Annotated in this window: 15 protein-coding genes; 11 read left to right on the top strand and 4 right to left on the bottom strand. The window is 65.7% G+C overall.

Translation table 11 applies throughout. From position 1 onward, the window contains the following. From lpxB to VSR71_RS08995, 3 genes are read left to right on the top strand one after another with little or no spacing between them, the layout of a single operon-like run. A complete protein-coding gene (gene lpxB / locus VSR71_RS09005; RefSeq protein WP_342913526.1) occupies nucleotides 1-1,209 on the top strand; it encodes a lipid-A-disaccharide synthase in 1,209 nt (402 codons plus the stop codon). Next, nucleotides 1,209-1,982 carry a ribonuclease HII gene (gene rnhB / locus VSR71_RS09000; RefSeq protein ID WP_342913525.1) on the top strand — a complete coding sequence of 258 codons (774 nt, stop codon included), beginning with the start codon at nucleotides 1,209-1,211 and terminating at the stop codon, nucleotides 1,980-1,982. The genes lpxB and rnhB overlap by 1 nt, the downstream gene beginning before the upstream one ends. Beyond that, nucleotides 1,979-2,755, top strand: coding sequence for an RNA methyltransferase (locus VSR71_RS08995; protein WP_342913524.1), 777 nt, complete (start codon nucleotides 1,979-1,981; stop codon nucleotides 2,753-2,755). The genes rnhB and VSR71_RS08995 overlap by 4 nt, the downstream gene beginning before the upstream one ends. 29 nt (nucleotides 2,756-2,784) lie before the next feature. On the opposite strand, the gene ppsR is transcribed toward VSR71_RS08995, so the two are convergent. Beyond that, the gene (ppsR, locus tag VSR71_RS08990) at nucleotides 2,785-3,726 is read right to left on the bottom strand and encodes a posphoenolpyruvate synthetase regulatory kinase/phosphorylase PpsR (RefSeq protein ID WP_428979375.1); all 942 of its coding nucleotides are present in this window, start codon (nucleotides 3,724-3,726) and stop codon (nucleotides 2,785-2,787) included. A gap of 288 nt (nucleotides 3,727-4,014) precedes the next feature. Between ppsR and ppsA the strand changes: the two genes are divergently transcribed. The 3 genes from ppsA to VSR71_RS08975 all read left to right on the top strand — a co-directional run bounded on the left by ppsA (nucleotide 4,015) and on the right by VSR71_RS08975 (nucleotide 8,015). Next, nucleotides 4,015-6,399 carry a phosphoenolpyruvate synthase gene (ppsA, locus tag VSR71_RS08985; RefSeq protein WP_342913523.1) on the top strand — a complete coding sequence of 795 codons (2,385 nt, stop codon included), beginning with the start codon at nucleotides 4,015-4,017 and terminating at the stop codon, nucleotides 6,397-6,399. A gap of 162 nt (nucleotides 6,400-6,561) precedes the next feature. Next, nucleotides 6,562-6,984 (top strand): NfeD family protein, encoded by a 423-nt coding sequence (locus tag VSR71_RS08980; RefSeq protein WP_209754194.1) that lies wholly within the window; start codon nucleotides 6,562-6,564, stop codon nucleotides 6,982-6,984. Nucleotides 6,985-7,082: 98 nt separating this feature from the next. Then, nucleotides 7,083-8,015 (top strand): SPFH domain-containing protein, encoded by a 933-nt coding sequence (locus tag VSR71_RS08975; RefSeq protein WP_209754195.1) that lies wholly within the window; start codon nucleotides 7,083-7,085, stop codon nucleotides 8,013-8,015. 26 nt (nucleotides 8,016-8,041) lie between these two features. Here VSR71_RS08975 and smpB read toward each other — a convergent pair whose 3' ends face one another. Further along, nucleotides 8,042-8,494, bottom strand: coding sequence for an SsrA-binding protein SmpB (smpB, locus tag VSR71_RS08970; protein WP_063237853.1), 453 nt, complete (start codon nucleotides 8,492-8,494; stop codon nucleotides 8,042-8,044). Between the two features lie 177 nt (nucleotides 8,495-8,671). Between smpB and VSR71_RS08965 the strand changes: the two genes are divergently transcribed. Further along, nucleotides 8,672-9,109, top strand: coding sequence for a type II toxin-antitoxin system RatA family toxin (locus VSR71_RS08965; protein ID WP_342913522.1), 438 nt, complete (start codon nucleotides 8,672-8,674; stop codon nucleotides 9,107-9,109). Beyond that, nucleotides 9,096-9,440, top strand: coding sequence for an RnfH family protein (locus tag VSR71_RS08960; RefSeq protein WP_342913521.1), 345 nt, complete (start codon nucleotides 9,096-9,098; stop codon nucleotides 9,438-9,440). The genes VSR71_RS08965 and VSR71_RS08960 overlap by 14 nt, the downstream gene beginning before the upstream one ends. Before the next feature lie 71 nt (nucleotides 9,441-9,511). Here VSR71_RS08960 and VSR71_RS08955 read toward each other — a convergent pair whose 3' ends face one another. Together VSR71_RS08955 and VSR71_RS08950 are read right to left on the bottom strand one after the other, a co-directional pair. Further along, nucleotides 9,512-10,042, bottom strand: coding sequence for a DUF4124 domain-containing protein (locus VSR71_RS08955; RefSeq protein WP_342913520.1), 531 nt, complete (start codon nucleotides 10,040-10,042; stop codon nucleotides 9,512-9,514). A 193-nt stretch (nucleotides 10,043-10,235) separates the two neighbouring features. Then, entirely contained in the window at nucleotides 10,236-11,195 is a 960-nt protein-coding gene (locus tag VSR71_RS08950) for a DMT family transporter (protein WP_342913519.1), read from the bottom strand. 123 nt (nucleotides 11,196-11,318) lie between these two features. Between VSR71_RS08950 and guaB the strand changes: the two genes are divergently transcribed. From guaB to guaA, 3 genes are all read left to right on the top strand, one after another. Then, on the top strand, nucleotides 11,319-12,782 hold the full coding sequence (gene guaB / locus VSR71_RS08945) for an IMP dehydrogenase (RefSeq protein WP_342913518.1): 1,464 nt from the start codon (nucleotides 11,319-11,321) through the stop codon (nucleotides 12,780-12,782). Nucleotides 12,783-13,003: 221 nt separating this feature from the next. Beyond that, entirely contained in the window at nucleotides 13,004-13,615 is a 612-nt protein-coding gene (locus tag VSR71_RS08940; RefSeq protein ID WP_342913517.1) for a hypothetical protein, read from the top strand. Then, entirely contained in the window at nucleotides 13,590-15,209 is a 1,620-nt protein-coding gene (guaA, locus tag VSR71_RS08935; protein ID WP_342913516.1) for a glutamine-hydrolyzing GMP synthase, read from the top strand. Before VSR71_RS08940 ends, guaA begins: the two co-directional genes overlap by 26 nt. Nucleotides 15,210-15,433: the final 224 nt, after the last annotated feature.

Below are 15,433 nucleotides of genomic sequence, written 5' to 3'. Positions count from 1 at the left end.
ATGGTCGACGCCGCGATTCGGGGTGGCTTGCCCACGGGCAACGGTTCTGCCGCCGCCGGGCGCGGCACCATCGCCATGGTGGCCGGAGAGGCCTCCGGCGACCTGCTGGCATCGCTGATGATGGGCGGGCTCAAGGCCCGCCTGGGCGATACCATGGCGTACGCCGGCATCGGCGGCAAGCGCATGATGGCGCAGGGCTTTGTCTCGCGCTGGCCGATGGAAACGCTGTCGGTCAATGGCTATGTCGAGGTGCTGGGCTCGCTGCGCGAGATCCTGCGGACCCGGCGCGAGGTGCGTGACTGGCTGCTGGCCGAGCCGCCGCAGTGTTTTATCGGGGTTGATGCACCGGATTTCAATTTCGGCCTGGAAGTGCCGCTGCGCCGCGCCGGGATCCCGGTGGTGCATTTCGTCAGCCCGTCGATCTGGGCCTGGCGCGGTGGGCGCATCCGCACCATCGCGCGCGCGGTGGACCACATCCTGTGCCTGTTCCCGTTCGAGCCCGAGATCTACGCCAAGGCCGGCATTCCCGCCACCTACGTCGGGCACCCGCTGGCCGACGTGATCCCGATGGTGCCTGACGTCGCCGGGGCGCGCGCCGCGCTGGGCCTGCCTGCCGGCCATCGCGTGGTCGCGGTGCTGCCCGGCAGCCGGCAGTCCGAGGTGCGCAACCTTGGCGCCACCTTTTTTGCCGCGATGGCGCAGATGCAGCGCATGGACCCGAACCTGGCGTTCGTGCTGCCGGCGGCAAGCGCGCCGCTGCGCGCCATCGTCGAAGACCTGCACCAGCAGTATCCGGAACTGCGCCTGACCATTGTCGACGGCAAGTCGCACCAGGCCATGGAAGCCGCTGACGTGGTGCTGCTGGCCAGCGGTACCGCGACGCTGGAGGCGGCGCTGTACAAGAAGCCGATGGTGATCTCGTACAAGGTGCCCTGGCTGACCGCGCAGATCATGAAGCGGCAGGGTTACCTGCCGTACGTGGGATTGCCTAATATCCTTTCAGGGCGCTTTGTCGTGCCCGAGCTGCTGCAGGACGACGCCACGCCCGAGGCGCTGGCCCGCGAAACGCTGCTGCAGCTCAACGACGAGGGCAATACCGCCTTCCTGTATGAGCATTTCACCCGCATGCACGAGACCCTCAAGTGCAATACCGCGCAACTGGCCGCCGATGTGGTGGTGGACCTGATGCACAGCCGGGGGACCGTCTGATGGCACGTCGCAACGAGGCTTCACCGCAGATGGGCCTGGATCTGGCGCCGGCCGCCGCTGCAATCCAGCGGCTGTGCGGCGTTGACGAAGCGGGCCGGGGCCCGTTGGCGGGGCCGGTGTATGCCGCCGCGGTGGTGCTCGATCCGAAACGCCCGATCCGCGGCCTGGCCGACTCCAAAATACTGACCGCCGCCAGGCGTGAGGCGCTGTACGAGAAGATCTGCGAACGCGCTCTTGGCTGGCATATTGCCTTCGCCACGGTCGAGGAAATCGACACGATCAACATCCTGCACGCCAGCATGCTGGCGATGCAGCGCGCGGTGCAGGGGCTGGCCGCCAGCGGCGTGGTGCCGGACCTGGTGCAGGTCGATGGCAACCGTTGCCCGCAGGTGCCGTTCCCTGTCGAAGCCATCGTCAAGGGTGACGCGCTGGTCCGGGCAATCTCGGCCGCGTCGATCCTGGCCAAGGTGGCGCGGGACCGCGAACTGATGGCGCTGCACGAGCGCTACCCGCAATACGGCTTCGATTCGCATGTCGGCTATGGCACGCCGCAGCATCTGGCCGCGCTGGCCGAATTCGGCGCCACGCCGCATCACCGCCGCTCGTTCGCGCCGGTGCGCGAGGCGCTGGCGCAGCGTCCGATGTTTACCGCGGTGACGGCGGTTGCCGGGGCCATCGAAGGTCTCGCAGCCAGCGAAATCAGCGAAATCACCGGAATCACCACCCCCATCCAGGCCGCGCCGTCAGGCACCCTGCAGACCGACGCACCGTGAAGCACGTCACCTCGCGCGACAACGCGCTGTTCAAGCACCTGAAGGCGCTGGCAACCTCCACCCACCAGCGCCGCAAGGCCGGGCAGTCGCTGCTCGACGGGGTGCACCTGGCCCAGGCCTATGTGGACGCACTGGGCCAGCCGGTCACCTGCGTGGTGTCCGAGCGTCACTATGACCATGCCGAGGTTGCGCCATTTCTGGCGCGCATCGACGCGGAGCGGCTGGTAGTGCTGGCCGATACGCTGTTCACGCAGATTTCCGGCGTGGTCAACGGGATCGATCTGATGCTGGTGATCGAGACGCCCGCCGGCCACCTGCCGGCGCGCATCGAAGAGGACTGCATCATCCTCGACGGCGTGCAGGATGCCGGCAATGTCGGCTCGATCCTGCGCAGTGCTGCCGCGGCGGGCATCCGCCATGCGTTCCTGGCGACGGGATGCGCGTTCGCCTGGTCGGTGAAGACGCTGCGCGCCAGCATGGGCGCCAACTTCCACCTGAACATCGTCGAGCACTGCACCGTGGAGTCGCTGGCGCCGCGGCTGGCGCTGCCGTTGCTGGCGACGTCCTCGCATGCCGACGCCGCGGTGTTCGATACCGACCTGCGCGCGCCGGTGGCCTGGGTGGTCGGCAATGAAGGCGCCGGCGTCAGCGACGCATGGATGCAGCACGTCAAGCGCAAGGTCGGCATTCCGCAGCCGGGCGGGCTGGAATCGCTGAACGTGGCGGCTGCTACCGCGATCTGCCTGTTCGAGGCGGTGCGGCAGCGGCGATAAAAAAAGCGGCCAGGTGGCCGCTTTCTTGTTTAGTAATTGTCGCGATCGACCTTGATCTCCTGCAGGATCGTGGTCGCGATTTCTTCGATCGACTTGTGCGTCGACGACAGCCACTTGATGCCTTCGCGCCGCATCATCGCCTCGGCCTCATTGACCTCATAGCGGCAGTTTTCCACCGCCGCGTACTTGCTGCCGGGGCGGCGCTCGTTGCGGATCTCGGTCAGGCGCTGGGGGTCGATCGACAGCCCGAAGATCTTGCTCTTGAACGCGTAGAGCGCCGACGGCAGCTTGCCGCGCTCGAAATCGTCCGGGATCAGCGGGTAATTGGCCGCCTTCAGCCCGTATTGCATGGCCAGATAAAGGCTGGTCGGGGTCTTGCCGCTGCGCGACACGCCCACCAGGATCACATCGGCTTCCTCGAGGTTCTTGTGTGACTGGCCATCATCGTGCGCCAGCGAGAAGTTGATGGCCTCGATCCGGTTCTTGTACGCCTCGGTGTCAGCATTCTGGTGGAAGCGGCCGATGGCGTGGGTGGACTTCAGCCCCAGCTCCTTCTCGAGCGGTTCGATGAAGGTCTGGAACATGTCCAGGATCATTGCCTTGGCCCGGCGCAGGGCCTTGTTCGCTTCCTGGTTGACCAGCGTGGTGAAGACGATGGGCGGCACGCCTTCGTTATGGAAGGCCTCGTTGATCTTGCCGACCGCGATATGTGCCTTTTCCGGGGTATCGACAAACGGCATCCGCACCTTGCGGAAGCGCATTTCGAACTGCGCCAGGATCGAGTGGCTGAAGGTTTCCGCAGTGATCCCGGTGCCATCCGAGACGATAAAGACGGTACGCACCGGCGGGCGATCGCCGGCCTGGACCGCTGCGGCGGGCGCCGCCGCGGTCGCTGGATTGGACGGGGAGGCAGGCTGCGTTCCAGGCTGGGTCCCGGAATTCGCTGTACCGGGCGCTTCTGGCTGGGACATGGGTTGCGCAAATAAATAGATTCAATCTTCCGCAGAAAAGTGCGGCGCAGCACGGTAGAATAGCGGCGATCTTTTCGCTAAGCAATTCCGCGAGGGGCCTGCTTTGCATCAATCCAGGCCCGGAATTGTCGACAATGTGCGCTGCGCGATGAGAGCCGTAGCGCCGCGTCCGCAACATTGCAGCACCACAAGCATGGGGTTGCTTAGCCAAGCGATCGGTCCGGGAACAGAACAAGAACAACATACCGGGCATGCGCAACAAGTTTTCTACTTTGTTTTGAGGCTCTCATGACTAACCAGGCAGATAACGGCGCCTACGTGTTGCCGTTCGAGCAGTTGCGCATGGCTGACGTGGAAATCGTCGGCGGCAAGAATTCGTCGCTGGGCGAGATGATCTCCCAGCTGGCGGAAGCCGGCGTGCGCGTTCCCGGCGGTTTTGCCACTACCGCGCTTGCCTTCCGCGATTTCCTCGCCCACAACAACCTGACCGAGCGCATCTCCCAGCGCCTGAAGACGCTCGACGTCGACGACGTCAAGGCCCTGGCCGAGGCCGGTGCCGAGATCCGCGGCTGGGTCGCCACCGCTCCGTTCCAGCCGCGCCTGGAACAGGAAATCCGTGAGTTCTATGCCCGCGTGTCCGAACGCGAAGGCGCCGAGGCTTCGTTCGCGGTGCGCTCTTCGGCCACGGCGGAAGACCTGCCCGACGCCTCGTTCGCCGGCCAGCAGGAGTCCTACCTGAACGTCAGCGGCATCGACGACGTGCTGGACAAGATCAAGCACGTATTCGCTTCGCTGTACAACGACCGCGCCATCTCCTACCGCGTGCACAAGGGCTTTGCCCATGACGTGGTGGCGCTGTCCGCCGGTATCCAGCGCATGGTCCGCTCGGACCTGGCCGCTTCCGGCGTGATGTTCACCATCGACACCGAATCCGGCTTCCCCGACGTGGTCTTCATCACCTCCAGCTACGGCCTGGGCGAAACGGTGGTGCAGGGCGCGGTCAATCCGGACGAGTTCTACGTCTTCAAGCCGACGCTGCAAGGCGGCCAGTACCCGATCATCCGCCGCTCGATCGGCTCCAAGCTGATCAAGATGGAATTCACCAAGCCGGGCGAAGCCGGCCGCGTGAAGACCGTCGACGTGCCGGGCGAACTGCGCAACCGCTACTCGATCACCGACGAAGACGTGACCGAGCTGGCCAAGTACGCGATGATCATCGAGAAGCACTATGGCCGCCCGATGGACATCGAGTGGGGCAAGGACGGCAAGGACGGCAAGATCTACATCCTGCAGGCCCGCCCGGAAACGGTGAAGAGCCAGTCGGCCGGCAAGGCCGAGCAGCGCTTCAAGCTCAAGGGCACCGCCCCCGTGCTGACCAGCGGCCGCGCCATCGGCCAGAAGATCGGCACCGGTCCGGTCCGCGTCATCAACGACCCGTCCGAGATGGAACGCGTGCAGCCCGGCGACGTGCTGGTGGCCGACATGACCGACCCGAACTGGGAGCCGGTGATGAAGCGCGCTTCGGCCATCGTCACCAACCGTGGCGGCCGTACCTGCCATGCGGCGATCATCGCGCGTGAACTGGGCGTGCCGGCCGTGGTCGGCTGCGGCGACGCCACCGACATCCTGAAGGATGGCACGCTGGTGACCGTGTCGTGCGCCGAAGGCGACGAAGGCCGGATCTACGACGGCCTGCTCGAAACCGAAGTGACCGAAGTCCAGCGTGGCGACATGCCGGAAATCGACGTCAAGCTGATGATGAACGTCGGCAATCCGCAGCTGGCCTTCGACTTCGCGCAGATCCCGAACTGCGGCGTTGGCCTGGCCCGCCTGGAATTCATCATCAACAACAACATCGGCGTTCACCCGAAGGCCATTCTCGACTACCCGCAGGTCGATGCCGACCTCAAGAAGGCCGTGGAAAGCGTGGCCCGCGGCCACGCCAGCCCGCGCGCGTTCTACGTCGACAAGCTGGCCGAAGGCATCGCCACCATCGGCGCGGCCTTCTACCCGAAGCCCGTGATCGTGCGCCTGTCGGACTTCAAGTCCAACGAGTACAAGAAGCTGATCGGCGGTTCGCGCTACGAGCCGGACGAGGAAAACCCGATGCTGGGCTTCCGCGGCGCCTCGCGCTACATCGCCGAAGACTTCTCCGAAGCCTTCGAGATGGAATGCAAGGCCATGAAGCGCGTGCGCGATGAAATGGGCCTGACCAACGTCGAGATCATGGTGCCGTTCGTGCGTACGCTGGGCCAGGCAGAGAAGGTCATCGAGCTGCTGGCCAAGCACGGCCTGAAGCGCGGCGAGAACGGCCTGCGCATCATCATGATGTGCGAAGTGCCGTCCAACGCCATCCTCGCCGAAGAGTTCCTGCAGTACTTCGATGGCTTCTCGATCGGCTCGAACGACCTGACGCAGCTGACGCTGGGCCTGGACCGCGACTCGGGCATGGAACTGCTGGCCAAGGACTTCGACGAGCGCGATCCGGCGGTGTGCTTCATGCTGTCGCGTGCGATTTCGGCGTGCATCCGCCTGGACAAGTACGTCGGCATCTGCGGCCAGGGTCCTTCGGACCACCCGGACTTTGCCGCCTGGCTGGCCAAGGAAGGCATCAAGTCGATCTCGCTGAATCCGGATTCGGTGGTCGACACCTGGCAGAAGCTGGCTTCCTGAGGCTTTTGACGTCACAATAACGATATTAGCCGGCGCCTTCGGGCAGCCGGCTGGCACCGGCCCTGCGTCAGGTGTTGATTCGGCCCCGCAGGCGCCTCTGGCGCTGCGGGGTTTTTGCTTTTCGGGAATCGCTTTCAGAAATCGATCGGACGGGGAGGTCGGATGGCGTATTACATCTGGTTCGTGGCGGCGGTCGCGCTGGTGATCGTCGAGCTGAATACCGGCACGTTTTACCTGCTGATGGTGGCCGTGGGGCTGGCCGCAGGCGGCGTCGCGGCCTTGCTCGGCCTGTCGCCCGCCGCGCAGACGGTGACCGCGGCGCTGGTCGCCGCGGTGCTGATCGCTGGACTGCGTCGTACCCGTTTCGGCAAGCTGCGGCGCGGCAATGCCGCCGCCGATCCCAACGTCAATCTCGACATCGGCCAGGAACTCGACGTCTCCGCCTGGGACGCCAACGGCCGCGCACGCGTGCCGTACCGCGGCGCCGACTGGACCGTCGAGCTCGCGCCGAACTGCGCCGCCGCACCGGGCCGCTACCGCATCGTCGAAGTGCGCGGCAGCACGCTGGTGGTTTCGCCGCGCTGAGCCGTATCCAGGGGTTGCCCGGCGCCAGCCGTGCAGCCATCCGCCTGCCGCCGTTCCGGCGGCGCCGTACCGCTTTTTCCTGACCGGAGGGTTGTTACATGCTCGCTTTTCAGCTTGGCCTGTTGCCGCTGATCATCCTTATTGCCGTGATCGTGCTGATCGCCAAGGGCATCAAGATCGTGCCGCAGCAGCACGCCTGGGTGCTGGAGCGCCTGGGCCGCTACCATGCGACACTGACGCCGGGGCTGTCGATCGTGGTGCCGTTCGTCGACCGTGTTGCCTACAAGCACGTGCTCAAGGAAATCCCGCTGGATGTGCCCAGCCAGGTCTGCATCACCAAGGACAATACGCAGTTGCAGGTGGATGGCGTGCTGTACTTCCAGGTGACCGACCCGATGAAGGCGTCCTACGGCTCGAGCAATTTCGTGGTCGCGATCACGCAGCTGTCGCAGACTACGCTGCGCTCGGTGATCGGCAAGCTTGAACTGGACAAGACCTTCGAGGAGCGCGAGTTCATCAACCACAGCGTGGTCAACGCCCTTGATGAAGCCGCCGCCAACTGGGGCGTCAAGGTGCTGCGCTACGAGATCAAGGACCTGACGCCGCCGAAGGAGATCCTGCATGCGATGCAGGCGCAGATCACCGCCGAGCGCGAGAAGCGGGCGCTGATCGCCGCGTCCGAGGGCAAGCGCCAGGAACAGATCAACCTGGCCACGGGTGCGCGCGAAGCGGCAATCCAGAAGTCGGAGGGCGAGAAGCAGGCCGCCATCAACAAGGCGCAGGGCGAGGCGGCGGCGATCCTGGCAGTGGCGGACGCCAATGCCCAGGCGATCCAGAAGGTGGGCAACGCCATCCGCACCGAAGGCGGCATGGACGCAGTCAACCTGAAGGTGGCCGAGGAATACGTTGCTGCCTTCGGCAACCTGGCCAAGCAGGGCAATACGCTGATCGTGCCCGGGAATATGAGCGAGATGAGCAGCATGATCGCGTCAGCGCTGCAAATCGTGAAGGGGCAGAAGGCCGGCGCCTGAACACGCAGGCGCGGGCGGGCGGCGCCTTATTCCTTGGTGTCGCCCTTCATGATGCGCGCCTTCTCGCGCTGCCAGTCGCGCTGCTTCTCGGTCTCGCGCTTGTCGAACTGCTTCTTGCCCTTGGCCAGGCCGATCTCGCATTTCACGCGGCCGCGCGTGTAGTGCAGGTTCAGCGGCACCAGCGTGTAGCCGCGCTGCTCGACCTTGCCGATCAGCTTCTTGATCTCGTCGGCCTTGAGCAGCAGCTTGCGGGTGCGCACCGGGTCGGGCTTGACGTGGGTGGAAGCGCTCTGCAGCGGGCTGATATGGGCGCCGATCAGGAACATCTCGGCGTCGCGCACGACCACGTAGCCTTCCTTGATCTGTACGCGGTTCGCGCGGATCGCCTTCACTTCCCAGCCTTCCAGCACGATCCCGGCCTCATATCGCTCTTCGATGAAGTAGTCGAAAAAGGCCTTCTTGTTGTCTGCGATGGTCATGCGTGCGGGTAGGGGAGCAAAGGGTGAAAGCGGGCCGGATCGCTGCAGTGCCGCATGGCGAGGTGCCGCCAGCGACCAGCGTCGGCTAAAATTGTCATTTTAGCAAACCAGCCCCGGTACCTGCTTGTGTCCTGGCGCAATGCGCCTGGCATGGCGGGGAGCCAGATTTTCCAATACATGGCAGACGTCCATAAATCCGTGCTGCTCGGCTATTCCGCCGCGCAGATGTACGACCTGGTCACGCGCGTGGAGGACTATCCCAAGTTCCTGCCATGGTGCGGTGGCGTGGAGGTGTTCGAGCAGACTGAAACCATGCTTGACGCCAAGATCCATATCCATTTCAAGGGAATCCAGCAGTTCTTCCACACCCGCAATACGCAGGAGCGCCCGACCCGCATCGACATGACCTTCGCGGATGGCCCCTTCAAGACCTTCAATGGCGCGTGGCGCTTTACGCCACTGCGCGAGGACGCCTGCAAGATCGAATTCCACCTGCACTATGAGTTTTCGAGCCTGCTGCTGGAAAAGCTTATCGGCCCGGTGTTCAGCATGATCGCGAATACCTTTGTCGATGCCTTCGTCAAGCGCGCCGAGGTGGTATATGGCGCCAGTTGAAGGCGCGGGCACCGTGCATGTCACGGTGTGCTACGCGCGGCCCGATGCGGTATTCCTGAAGGAGCTCGACGTGCCCGCGGGGACCACGATCGCCGCGGCCATCGTCAGCTCGGGGCTGCAGCAGGCGTGTCCGGAAGTGGATCCGTCGACCATGCGGGTGGGCATCTTCGGCAAGCTCAAGACGCCCGATACCGTGGTGCGCGAGGGCGACCGCGTGGAGGTGTACCGGCCGCTGACGGCCGACCCCAAGCAGGCGCGGCGCAAGCGCGTGCAGAAGCTGCGCGAGGGCGGGGCGCGGGAAGGCCAGAAATGGCTGCGCGGCAACGGATGAGCCGGAAGGCTTGCGCCAGCGGCAGCAGCACTGACAGCAAAACGGGGCATGATGCCCCGTTTTGCTTATGATCAGTTGCAGTTCTTCTCGAGGCTGGCGCTGGTCCTGACCAGTTCGGCCTGGCGCTGCTCGCTGTTCAGGTGCTGCAGCGAGCCGTCCGGACCCGCCACCGCCGCGCGCATCCCTTGCTGCAGGCCGGAGGCATAGTTTCGCAGCTGGGCGCAGCGGGCCTCGTGGTCGGCAGCCTCGGTTTCCTTGCGCGCCTCTTCCGCGGCGGCTTTCAGGCGGGATTCGCGGCGCTTCTGGAAGGCCTCTTCGGCCGTGGGCGGCGGGGCATCCTTGGCCTTGCCCGCAGCCTTGGCGGGGGTTGGCGCGGCCGCGGGGGCGTTGGCGCTTTCCGCGTTGGCAGCCTCTACCGGCTGGTATTCGCCGGCAAGGCGGCCAGGGGCGCGCAGCACCCTGGCGGCAGCGCCGGACGGCGGCACGTCGCTGTAGACCATGCGGCCGTTGGCGTCGCGCCATTGCCAGTAGGCATTGGCGTGGACCGAGGCGGTCATGGCGACGGCGGCGGCAAGCAGGCACAGCACGGACGATCGTTTCATGGCGCGGCGTCTCAAAGTGGCTGGTAAATGACGGATGCGGCTGGAAGACTGCTGGGCCGCCGGCTGCGCGCGAGGCAATGCCGCGGCAGGCCTGCCGCGGGCGATGGCTTGGCGCCGAGGCATGGCGCCGGTTTGACCCTGGTACTTCCGTTCTGATGTGGCGCGTGTGACCTCCGCGCCATCGTCCGCTAGTCTACGCAGACTTGTCGTTGGCGTGCAAGCGCACCGACCAGGCCACGCCGACCATCAGCAACACGATGGCGGCGATTTCCAGCGGCCGCGGCCAGCGGTGGTCGAAGACAAAGCCGTATGCCAGCGCGAACAGCGTCTCGAACACGATCATCTGGCCCGACAGCGTCAGCGGCAGGCGCCGGCTGGCGATATTCCACAGGTTGTTGCCGATCAGCGACGCGCCCAGCGCCACCGCGGCGTTGACCATCCAGAACCACTGCCAGTCGCGGCCGCTGTCGCCGGAAGTGAGGGCGTCGCCCGCCAACAGCCAGCCGATGACGGCCAGCACGGCCGATACCGCGCCGGTCGACAGCCCGTAGAGCGCCGACCATTCATTGCCGCTGTAGTGCGGGTTGCGCTGCAGGTAGCGCGCGTTGTCGACCGCGTAGAGCGTCCAGCAGACCAGCGCCCCGACCGCACAGCAGACACCGGCAAGCTTCTGCCAGACCGGCCGCACGGCGTCGCCGGCCGCGGCGGCATGTGCGCTCTGGCCGCCGCCGAACAGGTCGATGTTGATGCAGGCGATGCCCGCGGCCACCACCAGCAGCGGCCACAGCAGGCGCGCCAGCGGCACCGCGCCGTGGTCGCGCCGGCCCATGATGGTGACAGTGATCGGCAGGATGCCGATGATCAGCGAAGTCGGTCCGACCCCGGCCAGCTGCACGCCGAAGGCCAGCAGCACGTAGTAGAGCAGGTTGCCGGTAAAGGCCTGGCGCAGCAGCGCCACGCAATCGGCGCGGGTCAGCTTGCGGGCGATGCGCTGCATCAGCGGCAGGGCCGCAACGAGCGCCACCAGGCCATACGCCAGGTAGCGACCGATCGCCAGCTCCCACGGCGAGAACGCCGGCAGCAGCTTGGGCGCGATAAAGACCATGCCCCAGAACGCACCCGCCAGCAGCCCGCACAATACGCCGATTCCCATGCTTTTCAACGCCCGGTTAAAAGGACGACGAGCATAGCAGACGACTCCCCGCAAAACCCGTTGCCGTGCATCAGTCAGGCGCGCATTCCTGTATAATTCGCTTTTGCGCCTAGAGGATTTGCTATGCGTCTTGTCCAGAAAGCACTCACATTCGATGACGTGCTGCTCGTCCCGGCCTATTCGGCCGTCCTTCCCCGGGATGTTTCCCTCCGCACTCGCCTGTCCCGTTCGATCGAACTGAACATTCCGCTGGTGTCCGCTGCCATGGACACGGTGACGGAGGCACGCCTGGCGATCTCCATGGCGCAAGCCGGTGGCATCGGTATCGTCCACAAGAACCTGAAGCCCGCCGACCAGGCCCGCGAAGTGTCGCGCGTCAAGCGCTACGAGTCGGGCGTGCTGCGTGATCCGATCACCATTTCGCCGGACATGAAGGTCCGCGATGTGATCGCGCTGTCGCAGCAGCATGGCATTTCGGGCTTCCCGGTGCTGGAAGGCAAGACCGTCGTCGGCATCATCACCAACCGTGACCTGCGCTTCGAGGAAGAGCTCGACGCGCCGGTGCGCGTCAAGATGACCCCGCGCGAGAAGCTGGTGACCGTGGCCGAAGGCGCGCCGCTGGAAGAAGCCAAGCGCCTGATGAACCGCCACCGCCTGGAGCGCGTGCTGGTGGTCAACCAGGCCTTCGAGCTGCGCGGCCTGATCACGGTGAAGGACATCCAGAAGGCGGTCGAGAACCCGCTGGCGAGCAAGGATGACCACGGCCAGCTGCGCGTAGGCGCCGCGGTCGGCGTGGGTCCGGACAACGACGAGCGTGTCGAACTGCTGGTCAAGGCCGGCGTCGATGTGATTGTGGTGGACACGGCACACGGCCACAGCCAGGGCGTGCTGGACCGCGTGCGCTGGGTCAAGCAGAACTTCCCGCAAGTGCAGGTGATCGGCGGCAATATCGCTACCGGCGACGCCGCCCGTGCCCTGGTCGAGCATGGCGCCGATGGCGTCAAGGTCGGCATCGGCCCCGGCTCGATCTGCACCACCCGTATCGTGGCTGGCGTCGGCGTGCCCCAGATCACCGCCGTTTCCAACGTGGCCGAGGCGCTCAAGGGCACCGGCGTGCCGCTGATCGCCGACGGCGGTATCCGCTACTCGGGTGACGTGGCCAAGGCCCTGGCGGCCGGCGCCCACACCGTGATGATGGGCGGCATGTTCTCCGGCACCGAGGAAGCGCCGGGCGAAGTGTTCCTGTACCAGGGCCGCTCGTTCAAGAGCTACCGCGGCATGGGTTCGGTGGGCGCGATGAAGGACGGCGCGGCTGACCGCTACTTCCAGGAAGACAACACCGCCAATGTCGACAAGCTGGTCCCCGAGGGGATTGAAGGCCGCGTGCCGTACAAGGGCTCGGTGATGGCCATCATCCACCAGCTGACCGGCGGCGTGCGTGCCTCGATGGGCTACTGCGGCAGCAAGTCGATCGCCGACTGGCACGAGAGCGCCCAGTTCGTCCAGATCACGGCAGCCGGCATGCGTGAATCGCACGTGCACGACGTGCAGATCACCAAGGAAGCGCCGAACTACCATATCGACTGACGCGCAGTGGTTGCGCCCGCCGTCCGTCGCGGCGGCGGTGCGGCAGTGCGCTAGCCGCGATCATCGGGACGAGGGCGTGCAAGGTCTGGTGCCAGGTGCGCAGCGCCGCCCTGGTCTGACCGGAATCCAACCCGGCCCCGAGCATGGCCCCGGCCGTGCGCCACGCCGGCGTTGCCTTGACGCCAGCCGCATCACCGGCGGGGCCCAGACGAGGAGCGCCAATGAAGGTGTTGCTGCGAGCCGTGCTGTTTTTCGATGCCCTGGTGGACCTGCTGCTGGGCATTCTGCTGTTGATGTCCCCGTTCACCACGCTGTACGCGGCGCTGCAATTGCCGCAGCCGCAACCCGCGCTGTTCGGGCAGCTGCTGGGCGTGGCGCTGGTCGGCCTGTCGGTCCTGCTGTGGCAGGCCGCGTTCAACGGCCAGCTGACGGTGCCGGTGGCACGCACGGCCGGCTACGTGAACCTGGCCAGCGCGATGCTGATCATTGCCTGGATGGTGTTCCTGGAGCTGCCGCTCGAAGGCGCCGGCAAGATCTGGCTGCCGACCATGGCCGTGGTACTGCTGTTTTTTGCCGCGGTGCAGATTCCCGCGGCCAAACGCGTGCGCGTGCGCGAGCAGCAGCTGAAGATGGATCGCGCGCTGAAGGAACAGGAAACCCGGAAGGAACCCGGCGCTGCCCCCGCGGCGCGCCCAACGAATACCCCAGAATACCGGCGCGAGCCGGTCATCACGCCGCCGCCGGGCTATGGCCCCGGCACGGAAGTCGTGACCGAGCCCGCAACGGAAGACACGCCATCGGCCCATCATGCACGACAAAATCCTCATTCTTGATTTCGGCTCGCAGGTCACGCAGCTGATCGCCCGCCGCGTCCGCGAGGCGCACGTCTACTGCGAAATCCACCCGAACGACGTCTCCGACGACTTCGTGCGCGAGTACGCGCCCAAGGCCATCATCCTGTCGGGCAGCCACGCCAGCACCTATGAAGACCACCAGCTGCGCGCGCCGCAGGCGGTTTGGGACCTGGGCGTGCCGGTGCTCGGCATCTGCTACGGCATGCAGACCATGGCCGCGCAGCTTGGCGGCAAGGTCGAGTGGAGCGACCAGCGCGAGTTCGGCTACGCCGAAATGCGCGCCCACGGCCACACCGCGCTGCTCAAGGACATCGAGGATTTCCGCACGGCGGAAGGCCACGGCATGCTCAAGGTCTGGATGAGCCACGGCGACAAGGTCACCGGCCTGCCGCCGGGCTTCAAGCTGATGGCTTCGACCCCGAGCTGCCCGATCGCCGGCATGGCCGACGAAGCGCGCGGCTACTATGCCGTGCAGTTTCACCCCGAGGTCACGCATACCGTCAAGGGCCGCCAGATGCTCGAGCGCTTCGTGCTCGGGATCGCCGGCTGCAAGGCTGACTGGGTCATGCGCGACCACATCGAAGAAGCCGTCGCGAAGATCCGCGAACAGGTCGGCGACGAAGAGGTGATCCTGGGCCTGTCCGGCGGCGTCGATTCGTCGGTGGCCGCGGCGCTGATCCACCGCGCCATCGGCGACCAGCTCACCTGCGTGTTCGTCGACCACGGCCTGCTGCGCCTGGACGAAGGCAAGATGGTGATGGAGATGTTCGCCGGCCGCCTGCACGCCAAGGTCGTGCACATCGATGCGTCCGAGCAGTTCCTCGGCCACCTGGCCGGCGTGACCGACCCCGAGCAGAAGCGCAAGATCATCGGCCGGGAGTTCGTCGAGGTGTTCCAGGCCGAGGCGAAGAAGCTGAGCAAGGCCAAGTGGCTGGCGCAGGGCACGATCTACCCCGACGTGGTGGAATCGGGCGGCACCAAGACCAAGAAGGCCACCACCATCAAGAGCCACCACAACGTCGGCGGCCTGCCCGAAACGCTGGGCCTGAAGCTGCTCGAACCGCTGCGCGACCTGTTCAAGGACGAAGTGCGCGAGCTGGGCGTGGAACTGGGCCTGCCGCCGGAAATGGTCTACCGCCATCCGTTCCCGGGCCCCGGCCTGGGCGTGCGCATCCTCGGTGAAGTCAAGCACGACTACGCCGACCTGCTGCGCCGCGCCGATGCCATCTTCATCGAAGAGCTGCGCAAGACCATCGCCACCGAGCAGGACGCCGCCGCGGGCCTGTGCGAGCCGCACCAGGTCGGCAAGAGCTGGTACGACCTGACCAGCCAGGCGTTCGCCGTGTTCCTGCCGGTCAAGTCGGTGGGCGTGATGGGCGACGGCCGCACCTACGACTATGTCGTCGCGCTGCGCGCCGTGCAGACCACCGACTTCATGACGGCGCATTGGGCGCACCTGCCGTATGCGTTGCTGGGCCGCTGCTCGAACCGGATCATCAACGAAGTGCGCGGGTTGAACCGGGTGGTGTACGACGTGTCGGGCAAGCCGCCGGCAACGATCGAGTGGGAGTGAATTGACGTCCTTCGAGGACTATCGCCAGTTATCGAGAAGTCGCCGTAACGCATTGATTTGCAAAGAAATACGTTGCGGCACCTATCGGTGGCTATCGCCGGCCAGCGGAACAAGTTGGCGGTAGAAATGGCGGTAGAACTCGGAGGCCGGGAGATTCCGCAGTGCGGAGTCGGTAAGCATCGAGGTTTTTCCTCCTGTTCATGACGGCTTTTACCGTCAGGGGT

It is taken from the genome of Cupriavidus oxalaticus, from assembly GCF_038900635.1.
Taxonomy (GTDB): Bacteria; Pseudomonadota; Gammaproteobacteria; order Burkholderiales; family Burkholderiaceae; genus Cupriavidus; species Cupriavidus oxalaticus_B.
The sequence above is the reverse complement of the archived record's forward strand: the minus strand, read 5'-3'. Positions and strand labels throughout refer to the sequence as shown.